Annotated in this window: 14 protein-coding genes; 13 read left to right on the top strand and 1 reads right to left on the bottom strand. The window is 64.6% G+C overall.

The annotated features are described in order from the left end of the window. Positions 1-14 precede the first annotated feature (14 nt). The 8 genes from D9T14_RS07590 (at position 15) to D9T14_RS07555 (ending at position 8,373) form a co-directional block, all read left to right on the top strand. Complete coding sequence (locus tag D9T14_RS07590; RefSeq protein ID WP_119161815.1) at positions 15-839, top strand: sugar phosphate isomerase/epimerase family protein; 825 nt, start codon at positions 15-17, stop codon at positions 837-839. Continuing rightward, positions 832-1,686 (top strand): phosphogluconate dehydrogenase C-terminal domain-containing protein, encoded by an 855-nt coding sequence (locus tag D9T14_RS07585; RefSeq protein ID WP_119161816.1) that lies wholly within the window; start codon positions 832-834, stop codon positions 1,684-1,686. Before D9T14_RS07590 ends, D9T14_RS07585 begins: the two co-directional genes overlap by 8 nt. A 143-nt stretch (positions 1,687-1,829) precedes the next feature. After that, the gene (locus D9T14_RS07580; protein ID WP_119161817.1) at positions 1,830-3,527 is read left to right on the top strand and encodes a dihydroxyacetone kinase family protein; all 1,698 of its coding nucleotides are present in this window, start codon (positions 1,830-1,832) and stop codon (positions 3,525-3,527) included. A gap of 248 nt (positions 3,528-3,775) precedes the next feature. Beyond that, positions 3,776-3,985, top strand: coding sequence for a hypothetical protein (locus D9T14_RS07575; RefSeq protein ID WP_119161818.1), 210 nt, complete (start codon positions 3,776-3,778; stop codon positions 3,983-3,985). Positions 3,986-4,051: 66 nt separating this feature from the next. Continuing rightward, positions 4,052-5,422 (top strand): MFS transporter, encoded by a 1,371-nt coding sequence (locus D9T14_RS07570; protein ID WP_197720577.1) that lies wholly within the window; start codon positions 4,052-4,054, stop codon positions 5,420-5,422. Between the two features lie 41 nt (positions 5,423-5,463). Then, positions 5,464-6,246: an SDR family NAD(P)-dependent oxidoreductase gene (locus tag D9T14_RS07565; RefSeq protein ID WP_119161819.1), complete on the top strand. Its 783-nt coding sequence runs from the start codon at positions 5,464-5,466 to the stop codon at positions 6,244-6,246. A 79-nt stretch (positions 6,247-6,325) separates the two neighbouring features. Then, a complete protein-coding gene (rhmD, locus tag D9T14_RS07560; protein ID WP_119161820.1) occupies positions 6,326-7,534 on the top strand; it encodes an L-rhamnonate dehydratase in 1,209 nt (402 codons plus the stop codon). Between the two features lie 2 nt (positions 7,535-7,536). Further along, entirely contained in the window at positions 7,537-8,373 is an 837-nt protein-coding gene (locus D9T14_RS07555; RefSeq protein ID WP_220668341.1) for an HpcH/HpaI aldolase family protein, read from the top strand. Between the two features lie 14 nt (positions 8,374-8,387). On the opposite strand, the gene D9T14_RS07550 is transcribed toward D9T14_RS07555, so the two are convergent. After that, a complete protein-coding gene (locus D9T14_RS07550) occupies positions 8,388-9,110 on the bottom strand; it encodes a GntR family transcriptional regulator (RefSeq protein WP_119161821.1) in 723 nt (240 codons plus the stop codon). 429 nt (positions 9,111-9,539) lie between these two features. Between D9T14_RS07550 and D9T14_RS07545 the strand changes: the two genes are divergently transcribed. The 5 genes from D9T14_RS07545 (at position 9,540) to D9T14_RS07525 (ending at position 15,992) form a co-directional block, all read left to right on the top strand. Continuing rightward, positions 9,540-10,376: a DeoR/GlpR family DNA-binding transcription regulator gene (locus D9T14_RS07545; RefSeq protein WP_119161822.1), complete on the top strand. Its 837-nt coding sequence runs from the start codon at positions 9,540-9,542 to the stop codon at positions 10,374-10,376. Between the two features lie 632 nt (positions 10,377-11,008). Further along, entirely contained in the window at positions 11,009-12,088 is a 1,080-nt protein-coding gene (locus D9T14_RS07540) for a DUF7973 family transport facilitator (protein ID WP_119161823.1), read from the top strand. A gap of 39 nt (positions 12,089-12,127) precedes the next feature. Further along, positions 12,128-12,985 carry an HAD-IIA family hydrolase gene (locus D9T14_RS07535; protein WP_119161824.1) on the top strand — a complete coding sequence of 286 codons (858 nt, stop codon included), beginning with the start codon at positions 12,128-12,130 and terminating at the stop codon, positions 12,983-12,985. 59 nt (positions 12,986-13,044) lie between these two features. Next, complete coding sequence (locus tag D9T14_RS07530; RefSeq protein ID WP_119161825.1) at positions 13,045-14,604, top strand: FGGY-family carbohydrate kinase; 1,560 nt, start codon at positions 13,045-13,047, stop codon at positions 14,602-14,604. A 29-nt stretch (positions 14,605-14,633) separates the two neighbouring features. Further along, positions 14,634-15,992, top strand: coding sequence for a sn-glycerol-1-phosphate dehydrogenase (locus D9T14_RS07525; protein WP_119161826.1), 1,359 nt, complete (start codon positions 14,634-14,636; stop codon positions 15,990-15,992). The last annotated feature ends 47 nt before the right edge of the window (positions 15,993-16,039 follow it).

The raw sequence follows: 16,039 nt of genomic DNA, 5'->3' as shown, positions 1-16,039 counted from the left end.
AGGAAGTGAGAACCATGGGCCTGGGAATCGGCACCTACGCCCTGTTCTGGGAGTGGTCGGAGGCGGTGGGGCGGCCCATCGACCTGGCGGGCATGCTCGACAGGGCCGCCGGGCTCGGCTGCGATGTCTTCCAGATCTGCGACTACCCGCTCATCGAGACGATGGACGCCGCCCAGCTGACCGACGTCGCGGCGCAGGCCTCGGAACTGGGGCTGGCGCTCGAACTGGGCACCCGCGGCACTCGTGGCGAGCAGCTCAACGCGTACCTCGACATCGCCGAGACGATGGGCGTGCGCATGCTGCGCTCCATGGTGCGCGTCGGTGCCGGCGAACCCACCCTCGACGAGTCCCTCGCCTCGGTCAGGGGGCTGCTGGGGCGGCTCCACGAGGACGGCGTCTCGATCGCCTTCGAGACCTACGAACAGCTGCCCAGCGCACGCCTGGTGCAGTTCGTCACCGACGTCGACGACCCGCACGTCGGCATCTGTCTGGACCCGGCGAACTGCGTGGCCGGGCTGGAGCTGCCCGGAGACGTGATCGACCGCTGCGCGCCGTACACCCTGAACCTGCACGTGAAGGACTTCGCCTTCACCCGCCAGGCGGGCTGGGTCGGGTTCATCTACGCTGGCGCGCCGATGGGGGAGGGGCTGCTCGACTTCGACGCCGAGATGAAGGCCGTTCGTCCCCTCGAGCGGGGCATCAACATGGTCGTCGAGCACTGGCTCACCTGGCAGGGCGACCCGCAGTCCACCGTCGCGCTGGAGCGGCAGTGGACCCGCCAGAGTCTCGACTACATCCGCACCTACATCGACAATCAAGGAGAACTGAACCATGAGTGAGAACCTGAAGATCGCAGTCGTCGGCGCCGGCGGCAAGATGGGCATGCGCGTGTCCAACAACCTGCAGCGCACCGACTGGACCGTGTTCTACTGCGAGAACGGCGAGGCCGGCAAACAGCGCGTGCAGGAGGCGGGTCGCGAGGTGGTGCCGACCGACGAGGTCATCGGGGACGTCGACGTCGCGATCCTGGCAGTGCCGGACGTGGCGCTGGGACCCGTCACCGCCGCCGTCGTCCCCAAGATGAAGTCCGGCGCCATGGTGCTGACCCTCGACCCGGCCGCCGCCTACGCAGGCCTGCTGACCATGCGCGATGACCTCGACTACGTCGTGGCCCACCCCACGCACCCGTCGGTCTTCCTCGAGCGTCACACGCCGGAGGAGTACGCCGACACCTTCGGCGGCGTCGCCGCCCCGCAGAACTCGGTCGCCGCGCTGCAGCAGGGCGACGAGTCGATCAAGCCGCTGGCCGAGAAGATCATCTCGACCATGTACGGCCCGGTCATCAAGGTCTACTGGGCCTCGGTGCACGACCTGGCCGTGCTCGAACCCACCCTCAACGAGACCATCGGCTGCATGATTGGCCAGTTCCTCAAGGACGCCATCGACGCCACGGTGCGTCACACGGACATGGACGAGGCGACCGTGACCGCCATGATCCACGGCCACATCTGGATCGCCCTGACCAATGCCCTGCGCGGGTCGAACCCGTTCTCGGATGCCTGCCTGCTGGCCATGGACTACGGCCGTGAGGCCATCATCAAGGACGACTGGGAGCGTATCTTCAACGATGACGACCTCGACATCGTCATCGCCAAGATGCTCAAGCTCGACAAGGTCACGCACTGACCGTCTGGCAGGCTGGACGAGGAAAGTGGGGTGGTGGGTCTCGCCAAGGAGCCCACTGTTCCTATATCCTGTAGGAACCAAGCTGATGGTTTCGGGTCGACGTGGCCCTCAACGATGAGCACAACCATGAGATGGGAGAGACAATGACGTACCTGGTTGGTGAGCCGCTGGACTTCGCGGCTGACAGTCTCGCGGGCTTCGTGGCCGCGCACTCGGATCTCGTCCAGGCGGTCCACGGTGGCGTGGTCCGCGCCGACGCCTCGCCGCAGGGTGAGGTCGCCGTCGTCGTCGGAGGGGGTTCGGGGCACTACCCGGCGTTCGCCGGCTGGGTCGGCCCGGGCATGGCCCACGCCGCGGTCTGCGGGAACATCTTCTCCTCGCCGTCGGACTCGCAGGTCGTGTCGGTTTCGAGGGCCGCCGACAACGGCGGGGGCGTGCTGCTGCTGTTCGGCAACTACGCGGGCGACTGCCTGCAGTTCGGCAAGGGGGCCGACGTGCTCAACGCCGATGGCATCGACACGCGTATCGAGACGATCACCGATGACGTGGCCTCGCGCCCGGTCGAGCAGTTGCAGGAGCGCCGCGGCATCGCCGGCGACTTCATCGTCGTGAAGGTCGCCGGAGCGGCTGCTGCTGCCGGCTACGATCTCGACGCCGTCGTCGAGGCGACCCGTCGTGCCAATGCGGCCACCAAGACCCTGGGGATCGCCTTCGACGCCCCGACCCTGCCCGGCGCGGATGCGCCTCTGTTCACGGTGCCCGAGGGGCACTACGAGCTGGGGCTGGGCGTCCACGGCGAGCCCGGCCTGTCGTCGCACCCGCTGAACGGGGTCGATGACATCGCCAAGACCCTCGTCGAAGGGGTGCTGGCCGAGAAGCCCGCCGATGCGCGGCGGGTCAGCGTCCTGGTCAACGGCCTGGGATGCACCAAGTACGAGGAGATGTTCGTCCTGTACGGGCGGGTGGCCCGGCTGCTCGAGGCCGCCGGCCTTGAGATCGTCGCGCCGATCGTCGACGAGCAGGTCACCAGCCTCGACATGGCCGGCGTCTCCCTGTCGGTCTGCTTCCTCGACGACGAACTCGAGAAGCTGCTGCTCGCCCCGGCGCTGACACCCGCCTTCACCCGTGGTGCCGTCGAGCACAGCGGCCCCCGGCGCGAGGTCGCCGCCCAGGCGGGCGCCGAGCTGACGTCCGGCTCGCCGGACTCTGCGGCACAGGGCGCCAGGCTCGCCGAGGTCATGGACCTCATCGCCAGGACTGCCGTGGCCGACGCGGACTTCCTCGGCAAACTCGACTCGATCGCCGGAGACGGCGACCACGGGCAGGGCATGGTGCTCGGCTCGCGTGCTGCCGCGAAGGCCGCTGCCGCCGCCGCGGAGGCCGGTGTCGGTGCCGCCACGGTCATGAGGCAGGCCGGGCTGGCCTGGGCCGAAGGGGCGGGCGGTACCTCGGGAGCGCTGTGGGGCCGTGCTCTCGAGGCCGTCGGTGCGGGCCTGTCCGATGAGGCGGCGGCCGATGCGGCCACGGTGCTCGCCGCTGTGAGGGCCGGCGCCGAATCAGTGGCCGCCAGCGGCGGTGCGGTCCCCGGCGACAAGACGATGGTCGACGCCACCACGCCGTTCGCTGTCGCGCTGAGCGAAGCCGGCGATGATCTGCCGGGCGCCTTCGCAGCCGCGGCCAAGGCGGCCACCGAGGGGGCAGAGGCGACCAAGGACCTCGTGGCCCGCAAGGGGCGCGCCACCACGCACGGCGACGCCTCGCTCGGTCACCCCGACCCCGGCGCGGTCTCCTTCGCCCGGCACATGACGAGGATCGCAGAGTACCTGGCTGAGCAGGGCTGACCCTACAGCCCGGTCGCACGAAAGCCTTCGCCGACGGCTCTTGGTAGCCGTCGGCGAAGGCTTTCTGCATGATGTGGGTCCGACACTGACCGAGCTCTGACATGGGCAAACACCATCGGGGTGTCTCATCGGGTCGGCTGGCTGAAAATGACACGGAGTGTTTAAGGGAACCCCTAGCGAAACGAGTCCTATATGATCTATGATGCAGACATATCTGATCGACAAGGACGTTCCGATCGGAGGATCGCATGCCTGCCATCGATGCACTGCCCATCGTGGACGCGACCTCGTCCAGGTTGCTCGGCAAAGGCTGCGCGTTCGCCGGCGAACCGGTGTTTGACGCGGTGCAGGTACGGCTGCCCAACGGCGCAACGGCCGGGCTCGGGTGGTGCTGCGACGTGCAGTTCGCCATCGGAAGAGCAGTACGGGGCGCGGCAGGAGCGTTCTTGTTCTCGTGACGGCAACCGTCGTCGGACGGGTTGGGTCATTCATTCAAGTTCAGCTGCGTGACAAGGAGGTTCATCGTGGCGGAGAAAACGACTTCTCGGGCGGTGCCGGACGAGGCGACCGTGAACAATGCGCTCGGCAAGGTGACAAGGCACCTCATGCCATTCCTGCTGCTCATGTACGTGATTGCGTTCATCGACCGGACAAATCTCGGCTGGGCACAGCAGGAGTGGGAGGCGAACTACGGTATCTCCACGGCTGCCTATACCTTCGGCGCCACATTGTTCTTCGTGGGCTACGCGGTCTTCGAGGTGCCATCGAATCTGATCATGCACAAGGTCGGTGCCCGCTGGTGGATGACAAGGATCATGATCACATGGGGCATAGTGGCGGCCAGCTTCATGTTCGTCCAGGGGCCCAAGACCTTCTATGCTCTTCGCTTCCTGCTGGGTGTCGCCGAGGCTGGTTTCTTCCCCGGCGTGATGCTGTACCTGACCTACTGGTACCCAGCCGCTCGCAGGGCGTGGGCGACTGGTCTGTTCTACATGGGCCTGCCCATCGCCAATATGTTCGGAAACCCCTTGTCCGGGAGCCTGCTGGAACTTCATGGTGTGCTCGGCATGGACGGCATCCACTGGATGTTCCTCGTCGAGGGCGGTCTGGCCGTGGTGGTCGGCCTCATCTGTCCGCTGGTCCTGGTCGACCGCCCCAGCAAGGCCTCATGGCTGACCGAGAAGGAGCAGCACGATCTGACCCTGCAGATCGAACTCGAAGAGGCGGCCAAGCAGAAGGCGAAGCCGATCAGCTGGGGAAGGGCCTTGGCCGATCCGCGCATCCTCTACTTCTGTCTCATCTATTTCTGCATCCAGGCCTCCGTCTACGGGCTCACTTTCTTCCTGCCGAAGCAGGTCACGTCGATGACTGGTACATCCGCAGGTTTCAAGGCCTCGCTCGTCACCGCAATTCCGTGGATCGTCGCTCTCATCGGAGTCCTCATCATCCCGAAGCTGGCAGACCGACGGCAGAATCATGGTCTGCTGTCCGGGCTCATGCTGGCCTTCTCCGGAATGGGGATCATGGGGTCGGCACTGTTCCTTCATCAGCCTGCTCCGGCCCTGGCCCTGCTGTCCATCGCCGCAGTCGGTTTCACCTGTGCGCAGCCCATCTTCTGGCAGCTTCCGACCAGGTACCTCAGTGGTGCGGCACTTGCCGGTGCCACCGGGCTGGTCAATGCCGTCGGAAATCTGGGTGGCTGGGCGGCTCCGCTGCTTCGCACGTGGGCGACTCAAAGTGCTTTCGGTACGGCTGACAACCCGAATGAGGCGGCAGGGCTCGTGGTGCTCGGCATGGCGGGAATCATCGGCGTCCTGCTGGTCGTGGGTCTCAACTTCTTCAAGAAATCAGCCGAAGAGCGTGCGGCTCTTTCGCTCCAGAGCGGCGAATCCTGAGAAAAGGCAACGGAAACATCTGGCAAGGAAAGGTTGCAGAGATGAAAGAATACGAGAAGGCAGTCTTCCCGGAGCGGCACACTGCCGTCGTGAGCGGCGCCGGTGCACCACGGGGGATCGCCCGAAAGGCTGCACACAGGCTTGCGGCAGAGGGTTGGGACGTCGTTGTCGTCGACCTGTCAGACAAGGTGCTGGAATTCGGAGAAGAACTCACGAGTGAATACCCGGAAAGAAAGTTCCTGGCGATTCAGCTCGACATCTCCGATGAGGAACAGGTGAAGGATGCCTTCACCAGGATCAAGGCCGAGATGCCGCCAGTCGTCGGCCTGGCCAATATTGCTGGGATCGCCTGCCCGGTGCCCTTGCTTGAATTGGATGCAGCGCTCTTCGACAAGGTCCTGGCGGTCAACTGTCGCGGCACCATGCTGATGATGAAGTACGCAGCTGAGCAGATGAAGGAACACGGCATCGGGCGCATTGTCAACTTTTCCTCCATCACTGCCCTGGATGGCGGAGGAACGTTCTCGAAGTTCGCGTATGCTGCCGCCAAGGCCGGTGTCCTCGGTATCACGAAGGGTGGCGCTCGTGAACTGGGCCCATATGGCATCACGACGAATGCCGTGCTGCCTGGTCCGATTGACACGGACATCATGGGTGGCAAGCTCACTGATGAGCGCAAGGAGCAGATGTCCTCCAACATCCCCGTGGGGCGGGTCGGGCAGCCCGAGGAGATCGCTGCCGTCGTTTCGTTCCTGCTCTCGGCCGATGCCTCGTTCGTCAATGGCGTTTCATTGAACGTCGACGGTGGTAAGCAGATGCACTGATCGGCGATGCGGGTGTGGCGTGCACTGTGGGCGGTACACGCCACACCCGGCCGAGCACAGGAAAGATTGTGAGGGGATCATGACACTTCCAACGATCACGGACATTCGCGCCTACTTCATGGGCGGCGCTAGTTCCTCGGCCAAGGGCCAAGGGGGCGGTGACTACCACGATCAGGGTTCAGGTCACTGGATCGATGATCATATCGCCACCCCGATGAGCAAGTATCCGAAGTACGAGCAGTCACGCCAGTCCTTCGGCATCAATGTGCTCGGCACGTTGGTGATCGAAATCGAGGCCAGTGACGGCACGACTGGGTTCGCCATTTCCACTGCGGGCCTGATCGGATGTTTCATTGCCGAGAAACATCTTTCCAGGTTCGTCATCGGTCGTCGCGTCGATGACATCAAATTGATTCATGACCAAATGATCAATGCCACTCATTTCTATTCCGGTGGTGGCGGAGTCGTCGTCAACACGATCTCATGTGTCGACTTGGCGCTATGGGATTTGTTCGGCAAGGTCCTGGGGCAGCCCGTGTACAGCATCCTGGGTGGTGCGGTGAGAGACGAGATACAGTTCTATGCCACGGGTGCGCGCCCCGATCTTGCGCAAAAAATGGGATTCATTGGCGGCAAGATCCCTACGCATCATGGTCCGCATGACGGAGATGCTGGAATTCGCGCCGAGGTGGAAAACGTTGAGAAGTTCCGGGATCTGGTGGGGCCAGATTTCTGGCTCATGTTCGACTGCTGGATGAGTCAAGACGTCAATTTTGCGGTCAAGCTCGCTCATGCGGTGGCTCCGTTTGGCGTGAAATGGTTGGAGGAATCCTTCCCGGCGGCGCAGTACGACAGCTACGCTGCTCTGAAGCAACAAATGCCACCGGGTATGATGGTCACCTCTGGTGAGCACCACGGGAATCTCGCTGCGTTCAGGAGTCTGAGCGAGACCGGTGTCGACATCCTCCAGCCGGATGTGGGATGGTGTGGTGGCATCACATCGCTCATGGAAATTGCGGCAATTGCCAAGTCCCGAGGGCAGCTGGTGGTCCCGCATGGCTCGTCCGTGTACTCACATCATGCGGTCATCACATTCGTGAACACACCCTTCAGTGAGTTCCTGATGACGAGCCCAGGTGCTGATGAGATACGACCACAGTTCGATCCGATCCTTGTTGGTGAGCCCGTTCCCGTGGCTGGGCGGATCAGCAAGGAAGTGCTCACAAAACCAGGTTTTGGTGTGGAACTCAACCGGGCGTGCCCCCTTGAAAGACCATTCACGCATTGACGATGGAGGTGCAAAAGCTCATGAGGATGACTGGAGTCCACCCGAATCGGCTGAAGAAGCAGCTGCTGGCGGGTCAGGAGCCTCAGTTGGGATTGTGGTTGAGCAGTGGCTCACCTGCCATGACGGAGATCGCTGCTGGCTCAGGCTTTGACTGGGGGCTTCTCGATGGCGAGCACGGGCCCAACGGAATTGAAAGTCTGCTGGCCCAGCTTCGTGTCATCGAGCAGTATGAGATGACGCCGGTCGTTCGCCCAGCTGAGACGAGCAGGGTGCTCATCAAACAGATTCTGGACATCGGAGCCCAGTGTTTGCTGCTGCCGATGATCGACACGCCAGAAGACGCTGCCATGGCCATCGCAAGTACCAGATATCCCCCTCGCGGGACAAGGGGAGTGGGGGCGTCGATTGCCAGGGCCGGCCAGTGGGGTAGGACCAAGGATTACATGGCGGAAGCCGAGGACCAGCTCTGCGTCATCCTCCAAGTGGAGACCCGCGAAGGGCTCATACATCTCGACGAGATACTGCAGGTCGAGAGCGTCGATGGCATCTTCATCGGGCCTGCTGATCTGGGCGCCTCACTGGGCGATCCACCCGGTGAGAAGCTGAAATCCATTGTGTGCGAATGCTTGCGGAAAATTCGCGGGGCCGGTCTCATCGCTGGTTCGATTGCTTTGGGCCAGGCTGCTGCCCGGGCGTATCTTGAGGCTGGCGCCAATTTCCTTGCAGTCGCTTCCGACACCGACTTGTTCGTGCGTTCCCTTGATGACTGTCTGGCTGGATTCGATGACGTCATCTCCCGTCGAGGTCAACCCCAGAACAACGAGAGCGGGTGGGAATAACGGTGAAAGGGATCTCAGAGGGGATTGGTGGTGTCCTGAGGTATCATGCGACGCGAGACCATCTTCAAGTGATGGGTCATGGCTTTTACGGCTGCCGCTCGGTTGCCGGATCGTACGGCGTCACATATCTTCCGGTGCTCACGGATTGCGGTGGGAGCGTCGATCCAGCCGGTTCCGCCCGTCTGCTTCATCAGGTGGACGCTGAATCCCAAGGAGTTCACTGCTCGGTTGATGTACCGGTTGCCGCAGTGGTTCAGGATCGTCTGGTGGAAGTCCCAGTCGTGACGATAGTAGTCGCGGATTGTCTCGCGGTCACCCATTGCTCCTTCCCCGTCGAGTCTCTTGGCGGCCTCGATGTTGTCGGCGAAAGCTGCTTCGAGATCTGAGATCAGCTGGGTGAGGTTCCTGCTCATGGCACGGTCGAGTGCGTTCGTCTCCATGATGAGCCTGGCCTCGATCAGCTCGGACATCTGAGCGGCAGACATCGGCGGAGCGACGCGGTAGCCGCGATTGGCCATACGCCGCACCAGCCCCGTGTCCTCCAGCCTGGCCAGGGCTTCTCGTACCGGTGTCTGTGACACTGCGAGACAGCGGGCGAGACCGTCGATCGTGAGCGGTGAATTCGGCTCGAAGGAACCCGATGTGAGCATGTCCAGCAATGCGTCGTGGACATCATCACGCAGGCCCCGTGGTCGGATCGGCCGCAACGTGAGCGTCTGAGGGTTGGCGCTGCTCATGGGCGGATCGTATCCGCGTGTCCCGGGCGAGGGCTGTCCGTACCCTTTGCCCAGACTGTCCCTGAGCCGACCGGCGCCGACCAGAGAACCGGCACGGGGGCATCGTGTCAGGCCGCCGTGGTGAGCTCCGGCCCGTCCGCGGTCATGCCACTGGACCGGTCCGCGCCCTGAAAAAGGGGGAGGACGACGCCGACGAAGGTCACGATGGTCGCGAACAGGACGATCACTGAAGAATCTCCTCTGGTGCATGGGGACGGGCACCAGACCACGCACCCGACGAAGTCACGGCGCACTCCGTCGTGTGGAACCAAGGATAGGCTCTCTGGCTGCCGATGAACCAACGTGGCTGGGTGTTGCCGCATCGGGAACGCGTGCATCCGCCGAGCGTCCCGGTATGGTTGACAGTGATCCCATCCGTGAGGAGGTGACATGGCGGGCACCCGTGAGGGGCACTCCTCCGGCCCCAGGGCCAGGCAGTACGCCATCGCTCGGGCTGTCATAGGCAAGGGCAAGGCGACCATCGAGGAACTCGCCGATCTGACCGGCGTCTCCGCCATGACGATCTATCGTGACATCGCGGTACTTGAGCAGAGCAACATCGTCCAGCTCCACAACGGTACCGTCGTCGCTGTCGCAAGCGGCCTGCACGAGGCCGATGCCGTTTTCCGGCTCGAACAGGCCTCCGAGGAGAAGCGTCTCGTCGCGGCCGAGGCGGCCACGCTCGTCGCCAACGGTTCCTCGGTCATGCTCGACGACTCGAGCTCATCGGTCTGGCTGCTCCGTGCCCTGTCGAGCCTGTCCTCGCTGACGATCGTCACCAACTCCCTGCTCGTGGCCGGTGAGGTCACCGAGAACCGGCTGGCCCAACTCATCATGACCGGTGGCGAGTACCGCGCCTGGGCCCATGCCCTCATGGGGCCGACCACCGTGCAGAACATCACGGCGATGCACGCCGACTACTGCTTCCTGTCCACCTCCGGCATCTCATCGATGGCCTGCTTCCACCCCTATCAGGAGGTGGCCGAGGTCAAGGCGGCCATGTTGCGCTCCAGCGAGGTGCGGGTGCTGCTCATCGACAACAGCAAGTTCAACCGTCGTGCGCTCTTCAAGTTCGCCGAGCTGAGCGACTTCGATCACGTCGTCGTCGACGACAAGGCTCCTGCGGGGGACCTCAGGCGCCTTGAGGACGCAGGCGTGGCCGTCACCGTCGCTTCGCAACGAGATCGGCGCGGCAGGAAGGCGGCCGTGGCAGCGAACCGCAGCTGATCCGCGCGGGTACCAAGAGGACCTCTTCAAGGCCCTCGCAGGCATCAAGCCGCCTCGATCCAGGCTGTCATGTTTCTGACAAGGTGTTTAACACGGTAATTGATACTCAACGCAGTCAAAAGGTGACATATCTCATCTCAGCTGTTACTGTTCCGGTATGGGACGGGTCAGAACGGACTGCTCCGACTGTGCGGGGTTCGGGCAGATGATGCCCGCCAGGCATGGCGAAGCCTTCCGAGCGACCCCGCCCGAGAATCTCTCCGGTTGTCGAGTGTTGCATCATAACACCTTGTCAAATAGGATTTTGAAGGCAATCGAAAGGCTCCGCCCGAGAGCCCCCCGCGTCGCTGCGGGCGCTCTTGGGTCGGCGCCTGGGTCGGGGTTGTTCGTGGGTGCACGAACAGCGGATCTTGTCACAGAGTTGATGATGATTGCATCATCAACCCTGTTGATCGGGTTGTCTCGTGGGCGAGGCGAGTGTGCATGCGTCGTCAATCCCTGTCCCCGGCCCAGCCCGGCGAGGCATCCTCGCCAGAATCCGGCCGGTCTGCCGTGTCACTGCGGTGAGCCCGCGCCGCGCCAGACATCGGGCGCATTCCCTGTCCATCACTGAACGAACAAAAGGAACAAGGATGTTCACAGCCTCCCTGGGGGTCTTCCTCTTCGGCCTGCTGGCCGCCATTGCCGGCGGAGCCGTCGGCGCTGCCATCGGTGGCAACTACGCATTCGTGCTCGTCGGTTTCTGCGTACTCGCCTCATGGGGCATGTTCGCCGCCACCGGCAGCACCTTCGGCTTCGACTACCTGGCCTTCGGCCCCTTCATGGGGCCGCACATCGCCTTCGCAGGGGGTGTCGCGGCGGCCATCTACGCCCGGTACAAGGGGAATCTCGACGACGGCAAGGACGTCAACTCCCCGCTGGCCGGCCTCGGCAAGCCCAGCATCCTGATCGTCGGCGCCTGCTTCGGCGTCTTCGGCTACCTCTTCCAGATCGGTGTCAGCCACGTCCCGTGGTTCGGTTCCCACACCGACTCGGTCGCCTTCACCGTCCTGTGCTCCGGCCTGCTCGCCCGCATCGCCTTCGGCGGCGTTCCCGGGAAAGGACTGTTCAAGGGGTCACTGCACAACCCCGAGGCCTTCCACGCCGACGCCACCAGCTTCCCGGCCAAGATCAAGCCCGGCCCCAACGGACGCTGGCTCGAGTGGCAGGAGAAGCCCTCACAGCTCATCACCATCGGTTCGCTGTTCGGCATCTTCGCAGGCGGCGCCGCGCTTTTCCTGGCCGCCAACGTCGGCGCCCATCTCACCGAGAAGGGTTTCGCCAACAATCTTGCGGCAGCGAACGCCAACAGCTTCGGTTTCGGCATCTCGGCCATCATCATCCTGTTCCTCATCACGAACCGGAACATGCCCGTCCAGCACCATGTGACGAACATCGCAGGCCTTGCCGCCGTCCAGTTCTTCCCCATCCTCATGGGAGAGAGCTTCGCCACCTTCACCTGGACCGCCACCTCGGCCTGGGACTCGCACGCCTGGCTGATGGCCTTCCTCGCGATCCTCATCGCCGGCCTCTTCGGCATCGTCGCGGCAGCCCTCGGCGAGTTCGCCGCCCGTCTCTGGTACAACCGCGGTACGAGCCACATCGATCCTCCCGCCGCCTGCATCTGGATCAGCAACACGCTCGTCGTCTCACTGGCGGCGCTGCTGTCCTGAGCGTCCGCGGTCCGATCGCCACGGAGAAGGGAACCACGCATGAGTCACGGTCTCGTGAGCAGCCCCACCGAGTTCGCCAGCGCCTACATCTTCGACCTCGACGGCACGATCTACCTCGGCAGCCAGCTCCTGCCCGGTGCCAAACGCATGATCGAGGAACTGCGCCGACGCCGGATCCCGGTCCGCTTCCTGTCGAACAATCCCACCAGGGATCCCGACATGTACGTGAAGAAGCTGACCGGTCTGGGGCTGCCCACGGGGCTCGACGACATCTGCAACACCGTTGTGACGGCTGTCCGCTGGCTCAGGCAGAACCATCCGGACGCCGTCCTGTTCCCGATCGCAGAAGAGCCCCTGTGCCGCGCCCTCACCGAGGCCGGCTTCGAGCTGAGCGATGACCCGTCGCGGATCGACATCGTCATAGCCTCCTATGACCGCAGGTTCGACTACCGCAAACTCCAGATCGCCTTCGACGCCATCTGGTTCCACAAACGGGCCATCCTGGTGCAGACCAACCCCGACCGTTTCTGTCCCTTCCCCGGCGGGCGCGGCGAGCCCGACTGCGCGGCAATCACCGCCGCCATCGAGGCCTGCACCGGCGCCACGTGCCAGGTGAACTTCGGCAAGCCCTCGCCCGTGATGCTCACCGAGGCGCTGTCCGGCCTCGACGTCGACGTGGCCGACTGCGTCATGGTCGGTGATCGCCTCCAGACCGACATCCAGATGGCGCTCGACGCCGGGATGAAGTCGGCGTGCGTGCTCACCGGCGAGGCATCGCCGGCGGACATCGCCGCCCTCGACGAGGCTCACAGACCCACCTACGTCCTCGACCGCGTCGACCGCCTCATCCCTGCCCGGTACTGGGGTGAACTCGGCTGGTCGGAGGACGACCGCTGAAAACCGCAGGCTCCCAACGGGGGAGCGCTGCAAGCCAACGCGCTCAAAGGAGAGTTCCCATGACCGACAACGGCCCTTACGTGCTGGGTATCGACTACGGCACCGAGTCCTGCCGCGTGGCCATCTGCGATCTGCAGGGCCGCCCGATCACCTTCGCCGCCACGCCCTACAAGACCACCCACCCGCACCCGGGCTGGGCGGAGCAGAACCCGGAGGACTGGTGGAAGGCATTGCAGGCCTCCACTCACAAGGCCCTCGACAGCTCGGGCATCCCGGCATCTGCCATCGCCGGCATCTCCTACGACGCCACGACCTTGACGATGGTTGCCCTGGACGCCAAGGGCGTGGAGCTCCGCCCTGCCATCATGTGGATGGACGTGCGCGCCACCGAGCAGGCCGAACGAGCAGGCCTGTCCGATTCGGTGGCCCGTCTCTACAACGGCGGTGGCCACTCCCCGGCGACGGCCGAGTGGTACCCCTTCAAGGCCGCCTGGCTGCGCGAGAACGAGCCCGAGACCTACGCCAAGGCCGCACACCTGGTCGACGCGCCCGACTGGGTGACCTACAAGCTGACCGGCGAGTGGACCACCAACATCAACTCGGCCGCCAACCGCATGTACCACAACCGCGACAGGGGCGGCTGGCCGAAGGACTTCTACGAGACCATAGGCTGCGGCGACGTCTTCGACAAGATCCCCGAACGCGTCCTCGACCTGGGCGCCCCGGTCGGTGAGCTCGGCACCATCGCCGCCCAGCTGCTCGGGCTGCGTCCCGGCATCCCGGTCGCCCAGGGCATGGCCGACGCGTGGGCTGGCCAGATCGGTCTGGGCGTCCTGCAGCCCGGGCAGATGGCTCTCATCACCGGCTCCTCCCACGTCCTCACGGGCCAGTCGGACAAGGAGATCCATGGCGAGGGCTTCTTCGGCGCCTACACCGACGGCGTCATGCCCGGCCAGTACACGGTCGAGGGCTCGCAGGTGTCCACCGGCTCGGTGCTCAAATGGTTCCGCGACAATTTCGCCCGTGACGTCATCCAGGCGGCCGAGCGCGTCGGCCTCAACGCCTACGACGTGCTCAACGAGCAGTCCAGGAGCATCCGGCCCGGTTCGGACGGGCTCATCATCAATGAGTACTTCCAGGGCAACCGCACGCCGTACACGGACTCGAAGGCCCGTGGCATCGTCTGGGGCCTGTCGCTGGCACACACCCCGGCTCACGTCTACCACGCCATCCAGGAGTCGGTCTGCTACGGGAATGCGCACAACCTGCGCGCCATGAAGGCCGCCGGTTTCGAGGTCAGCCGCATGGTGGCCTGCGGTGGCGCGACCAAGAGCCGTGACTGGATGCAGATGCACGCGGACGTCTCAGGCGTGCCGATCGCCCTGACCGAGGTCGGGGACGCGGTGGTGCTCGGAACCTGCATGCTCGCCGCGGTGGGTGCGGGGCTGTACAAGGATCTTCCCGAGGCGGCCGCCTCGATGGTGCACGAGATCGACGTCCTGGAGCCCGATCCCGAGCTGCACGAGGAATACACGTTCTACGTGGACGCCTACTGTGACACGTACCCCAAGCTGCGGTCGATGATCCATGACATGGTGGACCACGAGGCGCAGCAGTGACGAATCGGATGAAGGAGTAAAGGATCAGGATGTCAGATCTGATCGAACAGGCGCTCGCGAGTGCCGACGACACCGACCTGGTCGTCATGGGCGAGGGGGTGCTCGGCGAGACCGGCCGCATGTTCAGGGAACTCTTCGGCGAGGCCGCGGGCGTCGTCATCGCCGACGAGAACACCTGGGCGGTGGCCGGGGAGCAGGTGAGCGCATCGCTCAGGGACGCCGGCGTTGAGCTCGCCGAACCGTACGTCTTCCCGGGCAGCCCCAGCGTCTACGCCAAGTACGAGAACGTCGAACTGCTGCGCGAGTTCCTCGCCCCGCTCGGCGCGAACGCCGTCGTCGTCGGCTCGGGCACGCTCAACGACCTCGTGAAGAGGGCCAGCGACGAGCTGGAGCGGCGCTACCTCGTCGTGTGCACTGCGGCGTCGATGGACGGCTACGCGGCGTTCGGCGCCTCGCTCTCGGTCGACGGTTTCAAGACGACGCTGACCTGCCGTGCACCGCAGGGCCTCATCGTCGACCTGCCGACCCTGGCCGAGGCGCCCCAGCGCTGCACCGCCACCGGCGTCGGTGATCTCATCGAGAAGATCCCCGCCGGCGCCGACTGGATCCTGGCCGACGAACTGGGCATCGAACCCATCGACCAGGGCTCCTGGGACCTCGCCCAGGGCAGGCTCGCGGCCGCCATCAGCGAGCCCCAGGGCCTGGTCGACCGCGAACCTGGCGCCTTCGTCGCCCTCGCCGAGGGCCTGGTGCTCTCGGGGCTGTCGATGCAGCGGTACCGCATCAGCTCCCGCCCCGCCTCCGGCGCCGGCCACCTCTTCTCCCACGTCTGGGAGATGGAGCACCTGGGCATGGACCAGGAGCCGCCACTGACCCACGGTTTCAAGGTGGGGCTGGGGACGCTGGCCACCCTGGCGCTGTGGCAGAACGCCGTCGACCTCGACGTGGCCGCCATCGACACCGAGGCGGTCGTCGCCGGGTGGCGCAGCCGTGAGGACACCGAGGCCTACGTGCGGTCCTGGTTCACCGGAAACATGGTGGAGCCGGCCGTCAAGCAGACACTCGACAAGTACCTCACCGCGGACCAGCTGCGCGAGCGCATCGAACTGATCAAGGACAAGTGGCCCACGATCGCTGCGCGTGCCCGTGCCCAGATCATCCCGCCGGAACGGGCCGAGTCGATCCTCAAGCAGGTCGGCGCCTACTGGCACCCGCAGCAGATCGGTCTGAGCCGGCAGCGCTTCAAGGACACCTATCTGCGCTGCCGCATGATCCGCAGCCGCTACACCCTGCCCGACGCCCTGTTCGAGCTCGGCGTGCTCGACGAGCAGGTCGACAGGCTGTTCGCGCCCGATGGCTTCTGGGGCCAGCGGCCCTGGGCCGAATGACCGGCTGCCGGGTGTCCTGCCCGGCTTGACGCCAACGAGCCGGATGG

This window comes from Propionibacterium australiense, from assembly GCF_003666605.1.
In the GTDB taxonomy this organism is placed as follows: Bacteria; Actinomycetota; Actinomycetes; order Propionibacteriales; family Propionibacteriaceae; genus Propionibacterium; species Propionibacterium australiense.
Note: the sequence above shows the minus strand (reverse complement) of the source record. Positions and strands in the feature narration are given on the sequence as shown.